This is a genomic window from Polaromonas sp. P3_C2 (assembly GCF_056402675.1).
Genome location: NZ_JBFUGX010000256.1, coordinates 1 through 5,703, shown reverse-complemented (window position 1 = coordinate 5,703; position 5,703 = coordinate 1). Strand labels below are relative to the sequence as shown.

7 protein-coding genes are annotated in these 5,703 nt (G+C 64.4%); all 7 read left to right on the top strand.

The annotated features are described in order from the left end of the window. Positions 1-97: 97 nt before the first annotated feature. Positions 98-1,408, top strand: a complete 1,311-nt coding sequence (locus AC1DWI_RS12155; protein ID WP_477668870.1) for an MFS transporter — start codon at positions 98-100, stop codon at positions 1,406-1,408. Beyond that, positions 1,405-1,848: a PTS sugar transporter subunit IIA gene (locus AC1DWI_RS12150; protein WP_477667617.1), complete on the top strand. Its 444-nt coding sequence runs from the start codon at positions 1,405-1,407 to the stop codon at positions 1,846-1,848. Before AC1DWI_RS12155 ends, AC1DWI_RS12150 begins: the two co-directional genes overlap by 4 nt. Further along, positions 1,817-2,086, top strand: a complete 270-nt coding sequence (locus AC1DWI_RS12145) for an HPr family phosphocarrier protein (RefSeq protein ID WP_477668869.1) — start codon at positions 1,817-1,819, stop codon at positions 2,084-2,086. Before AC1DWI_RS12150 ends, AC1DWI_RS12145 begins: the two co-directional genes overlap by 32 nt. Positions 2,087-2,295: 209 nt before the next feature. Further along, complete coding sequence (gene ptsP / locus AC1DWI_RS12140) at positions 2,296-4,059, top strand: phosphoenolpyruvate--protein phosphotransferase (protein WP_477668868.1); 1,764 nt, start codon at positions 2,296-2,298, stop codon at positions 4,057-4,059. Positions 4,060-4,274: 215 nt separating this feature from the next. After that, a complete protein-coding gene (locus AC1DWI_RS12135) occupies positions 4,275-4,733 on the top strand; it encodes a Spy/CpxP family protein refolding chaperone (RefSeq protein WP_477668867.1) in 459 nt (152 codons plus the stop codon). Beyond that, positions 4,726-5,184 (top strand): DUF4260 domain-containing protein, encoded by a 459-nt coding sequence (locus AC1DWI_RS12130; protein WP_477668866.1) that lies wholly within the window; start codon positions 4,726-4,728, stop codon positions 5,182-5,184. The genes AC1DWI_RS12135 and AC1DWI_RS12130 overlap by 8 nt, the downstream gene beginning before the upstream one ends. Before the next feature lie 31 nt (positions 5,185-5,215). Then, the coding region (locus AC1DWI_RS12125) for an alpha/beta hydrolase family protein (RefSeq protein WP_477724913.1) at positions 5,216-5,703 on the top strand (488 nt) is incomplete at its 3' end.

The following is a 5,703-nucleotide window of genomic DNA, read 5'->3' as shown; positions in this document are numbered from 1 at the left end:
GGTGTTCCAGGTGGTGATGTATGCCCCGCGCATCGCGCCCGAGGTGGCCGAGACATTTTTCTCCAGCCTCAAGTTTGAATAAAGTGGCTTGCCTTTCATGACCAGCGCAGAAGCTTCCTTGCCGACCTCCCCGAATACCGCTGCGCCGGCTGCCAGTTCCCATCCGGGCCGGCTGGACGCAAAAACCGGCGCCATTGTTTTCCTGGCGTTTGCCGCCGCGTATTTCTGCTCGGCGCTGGTACGGGCCATTACCGCCACGCTGGCGCCTGTGCTCACGCAGGAGTTTTCGCTGCATGCGCGCGACCTCGGCCTGCTGGCGGGCGGCTACTTTCTGGGCTTTGCCGCCACGCAGCTGCCGCTGGGCACCTGGCTGGACCGCCACGGCCCCAAGCGCGTGATCCTGTGTTTTCTGGCGCTGTCGGTGCTGGGCTGCCTGGCCTTTTCGTTGAGCACCAGCTTTGCCTGGCTGTTGGCCTCGCGCGTATTGGTGGGCATGGGCGTCAGCGCCTGCCTGATGGCGCCGCTCACGGGTTACCGCCGCTGGTATGAACCCGCCACTGTGCTGCGCGCCAATTCGTGGATGCTGATGACCGGCTCGCTCGGCATGCTGGCGTCTACCCTGCCGGTGCAATGGCTGATGCCGTTGACGGGCTGGCGACCGCTGTTCTGGATACTGGCCGCGATGATTTTGTTGTCGATGGCCGCGCTCGCCTGGGTCGTACCTACGTGGCAACAGACCAAGAAGCACGAAAGCACAGAGACCACCGTGCCCTCAAGCACCGATGCCGAAGCCGGCTACGCGCCGATCTGGCGCAGCCGCTACTTCCGCAAGATGACGCCGCTGGCTTTCTTCAATTACGGCGGGCTGGTGGCTGTGCAAACCTTGTGGGCCGGCCCCTGGATGATCAGGGTCGCGGGCTATACGCCGCTGGAGGCCGCCACCGGCCTCTTTTATATCAATGCTTCCATGCTGGTGACCTTCTGGAGCTGGGGCATGGTGAACCCCTGGCTGTCGCGGCACGGCTGGGGCGCTACCCGTCTGATCACCTGGGGTGTGCCCTTCAGCCTCACCGTGCTGGCGGTCAATATCGCGGCCGGCACCTCCACCGGATGGCTGGGCTGGGCGCTGTTTTGCATGGGGTGCAGCGTCATGGGGCTGGCGCAGCCCGCGGTGGGCATGGCGTTCAAGGCCTCGCTCGCCGGCCGGGCGCTATCGGCCTATAACCTGATGATTTTTGCCGGCGTGTTCACCGTGCAATGGGGAATCGGCTTGCTGATTGACGTGTTTGCCGCCATGGGCCTGGCACGGGTGGCGAGCTTTCAGGCGGCGATGTCCGTGTTTTTGTGTTGTTGTATCGCCTCATATGGGTATTTCCTCAGTATGAAAGCTGATAATTCACCGCAATGAACGGCATTTTCATCATCGCTCACGCTCCTTTGGCCTCTGCCCTGCGCCAATGCGTGTTGCATGTGTTTCCGGACAACGCAGCGGGTATTTCCGCGCTGGACGTGCAGCCCAACATGCCACCCGAAGAAACCCTGGCCCAGGCGCGCATCATGCTGACGCAGCTCGGCACCTCGCATGCCCTGGTGCTGGTCGACGTGTTCGGCGCCACGCCCTGCAACGTGGCGCAAAAGCTGGTGGACGGCGTTCATTCCAAACTCATCACCGGCATCAACCTGCCCATGCTGCTGCGCACCGTGTCTTACCGCCACGAGTCGCTCGATGCGCTGGTAGCGCGCGCGCTGATCGGCGCCACGCAGGGCGTGATGCAGGTGGCCATCACCGCACCGCAAAATCAGGTACGCCGAAATCATGATCAAGACCAGCACGAACATCAGCAATAAGCTGGGCCTGCATGCCCGCGCCTCCGCCAAGCTCACCAAACTCGCYGGCAGCTTTGGCTGCGAGGTCTGGATGAGCAAGGGCGAGCGCCGCGTCAACGCCAAAAGCATCATGGGCGTGATGATGCTGGCTGCCGGGTTGGGCAGCATTGTCGAGGTCGAGACCAACGGCAACGACGAGCAGGCCGCGATGGACGCCATCCTCGCTTTGATCGCCGACAAGTTTGGCGAAGGGGAATGAATGGCCCCCACGCTTTTCACTTCGTGTAATACGCTGCCCCCCGAGGGGGCCGCCCCGCCTGCGGCCCGGGAAAGCCGAAGGTGCAGCCCCCACGGTCGCTCACTTCGTGTGCTCCCTGCCCCCCGAGGGGGCCGCCCGCCTGTGGCCCGGCAAAGCCGGTTCCACGTCTCGGACTGGCTCGAAGATACCGTCGTGGAGGGAGTTGTTGCATGACTTTTTCAGTCCACGGCCTGGCGGTCTCGCGCGGCATTGCTATCGGCCGCGCCGTGCTGGTGGCTTCCAGCCGTGCCGACGTGGCGCACTATTTCGTGGACGACGCCAAGACGGCGGACGAGATCACGCGGGTCAGGGTGTCGCGCAATGCGGTGATGGAGGAAATCACGCGCCTGCAGCAAGACCTGCCCAAAGACGCGCCGCACGAGCTGGCCGCGCTGCTCGATGTGCACCTGATGCTGCTGCAGGACGAGCAGCTGATCAGCGGCGTGAAGCACTGGATCACCGACCGCCACTACAACGCCGAATGGGCGCTGACTACGCAGTACGAAATCATCGCGCGCCAGTTCGACGACATGGAAGACGAGTACCTGCGCGAACGCAAGGCCGACCTCGAGCAGGTGGTCGAGCGCATCCTGCGCCACATGAAAGGCGTGGCCTCGCCGGTGCAGCCCGCGGCCCAGGCGGGCGCCAGCCGCAAGCAGTCGCAGCAGGACCTGTTGCTGGACGACACCACCGACGTGCCGCTGGTGCTGATTGCGCACGATATTTCCCCGGCCGACATGCTGCAGTTCAAGCAGAGCCTCTTTGCCGGCTTTGCCACCGATGTGGGCGGCAAGACCTCGCACACCGCCATCGTGGCGCGCAGCATGGACATCCCGGCGGTGGTCGGGGCGCGCAGCGCCAGCCAGCTGATCAAGCAGGACGACTGGGTCATCATCGACGGCGAGGCCGGGGTGTTGATCGTCGACCCGTCGCCCATCATCCTGGCCGAATACGGCTTCAAGCAGCGCCAGGGCGAGCTGGAACGCCAGCGCCTGAACCGGCTCAAGCACACGGCGGCGCTGACCATCGACGGGCAGAAAGTCGATCTGCTGGCCAATATTGAAATGCCCGAAGACACGGTGGGCGCGGTGGCTGCCGGCGCCGTCGGCGTCGGGCTGTTTCGCAGTGAATTCCTATTTATGGGCCGCAGCGGCAAACTGCCCGACGAGGAAGAGCAATACCAGGCCTACCGCAAGGCGATTGAAGGCATGCACGGCCTGCCCGTCACCATCCGCACCGTGGATATCGGCTCCGACAAGCAGCTGGACCGCCACAAGGCGCAGGACACCCACCTCAACCCGGCGCTGGGCCTGCGCGCGATCCGCTGGAGCCTGGCCGACCCGCCGATGTTTTTGACGCAGCTGCGCGCCATTTTGCGTGCGGCCGCCCATGGCAAGGTCAACCTGCTGGTGCCCATGCTGGCGCACGGCAGTGAAATCCGCCAGACCATGGCGCTGATTGACCGTGCGCGCGCATTGCTCGACAACAAGGGCGTTCCGTACGGGCCGGTACGGCTGGGCGCAATGATCGAAATCCCGGCCGCGGCGCTGACGCTCAAGCTCTTCCTGAAGTACTTCGATTTCCTGTCCATCGGCACCAACGACCTGATCCAGTACACGCTGGCCATCGACCGCGCCGACGAGGCGGTGTCACACCTGTACAACCCCTGCCACCCGGCCGTGTTGCGGCTGATCGCTGACACCATCAACGAATGCAACGCGCAGGGCAAGGGTGTCAGCGTTTGTGGCGAGATGGCCGGCGACGTCACCATGACGCGGCTGTTGCTGGGCATGGGCCTGCGCAGCTTTTCCATGCACCCGTCGCAGATCCTGGCGGTCAAGCAGCAAATCCTGCGCGCCGATGCCGCCAAGCTGCAGCCCTGGGCTGAACAGGTGCTGGCCTGCGAAGAGCCGGCGACGATGCTGCAAGGCTGAAGGGTGCTGCCGGCAGGGCAGGTGTGATGCTATTAAAAATATAGCTGCTCGCGCACGTTCAGATTGGGCTAGAGCCCGAAAACGCTTGTAAATCTCGCGAATCTACCCGTTGAGAGGGCTGAAACAAAGCGAAACACGCCGCAACCGCGCTGCAAACAGCCGCGGGCCTCCCGCGGGCACCATGAGGAACCTTCACTTCTTCTTTGAGGCTCCTCATGAAACATCGCGTTAAAAAAATCCTGCTCGGCCTTTTCGGCGGGGCGCTCATCGTCGGCAGCCTGGGTGCGTGCTCGCACGGCGGCCACGGCTGGCACGGCGACGCCGGCTCCCCTGAAGCGCGCGCCCGCATGGTCGAAAAAATCGGCTCACGCCTGGACCTGGACGCTGTGCAAAAGCAAAAACTCGCCGTGCTGGCTGACAAGCTGCAGGCACAGCGCGCGGCCCTGCGCGGCAGCAGTGAGCCACGGGAAGCCGTTCGCGGCCTCTTTGCCGGCAACAAGCTGGACCAGGCCGGCGCCAAAAAGCTGATCGAGGAAAAAACCGCCGCGATTCAGTCCGGCAGCCCGGAAGTGATCGCCGCAGCGGCGGACTTCTTTGACAACCTCAAACCTGAGCAACAGCAAAAAGTGCGCGACTTCATGGAGCGCGGCCGCCGCTGGGGCTACCGTGGCTGAGGCGCTGCTCTTCCCGGTGGGCCGCACGGCGCCAACCGCTGTGCGCCGCATCACCAAGGTGGCTGCCCCGGGCAGCGCCAACGGCGGCGTACGCCTGCTGCTGCGTGCCGAGGGGCTGGCGGTGGTGGCTGCGGCGGCTGCGGCCTACGCCCAGTTCGGCGCGGGGTGGGGCTGGTTTGCAGCGTTATTTTTGCTGCCCGACCTGTCTTTCCTGGCCTACCTGGCCGGGCCGCGTGTGGGGGCTGCCGCCTATAACGCCATGCATTCCTACTTCGGCGCCGTAGCCCTGCTGGCGGCGGGCGTTCTGGGCGCAACCCCCGTGCTGGTGGCCGGCGGCCTGGTCTGGTGCGCGCACATCGGCTTTGACCGTGCGCTGGGCTACGGGCTCAAGTACGCGGCGGGTTTTGGCCAGACGCACCTCGGGCGCATCGGACGGGCCGATCCGTGGTGAACAGCGCTTTTCTCCGCTTCAAAGGAACCCGATGTTGAAATCGCTAACTTGCAGCATGTTCGTTGCTTTGGCGGCGATCGCCGGCGTGGTGGACGCCACTGAACTTTCCGGTGGCGCCGGCTTTCGTTTGATTCAGCTTCCCGATCCTGTCACGCAGCAACCGATGCAGGCGGCGGTGTTCTATCCGGCAGCACCTACGTCTGAAACAACCAGGATGGGGGCTGTCGTTGTGTCTGCCGTGAAGGATGCGGCGCCGATGGGTGTGCGCCATCCTCTGGTGCTGCTCTCGCACGGCAATGGTGCCGGCCGGTTCAGTCACCACGATACAGCGACATTCCTCGCGCGTCATGGCTACGTGGTGGCCGCAATCGAGCATCCGGGCGACAATTTTCGCGACAGCAGCGGGGTCGGCACCGATCGGGTGCTGATTGGAAGAGCGCTGCAACTGTCGGCACTGCTGGATTTCCTGTTGCAGGCTCCGGCCTCTGCGGGCCTGATCGATTCCCGGCGGGTGGGCGT

Coding starts and splice junctions, on each gene's coding strand:
- AC1DWI_RS12155 (WP_477668870.1), top strand. CDS start 98: ATGACCAGCGCAGAAGCTTCCTTGCCGACCTCCCCGAATACCGCTGCG.
- AC1DWI_RS12150 (WP_477667617.1), top strand. CDS start 1,405: ATGAACGGCATTTTCATCATCGCTCACGCTCCTTTGGCCTCTGCCCTG.
- ptsP (WP_477668868.1), top strand. CDS start 2,296: ATGACTTTTTCAGTCCACGGCCTGGCGGTCTCGCGCGGCATTGCTATC.
- AC1DWI_RS12135 (WP_477668867.1), top strand. CDS start 4,275: ATGAAACATCGCGTTAAAAAAATCCTGCTCGGCCTTTTCGGCGGGGCG.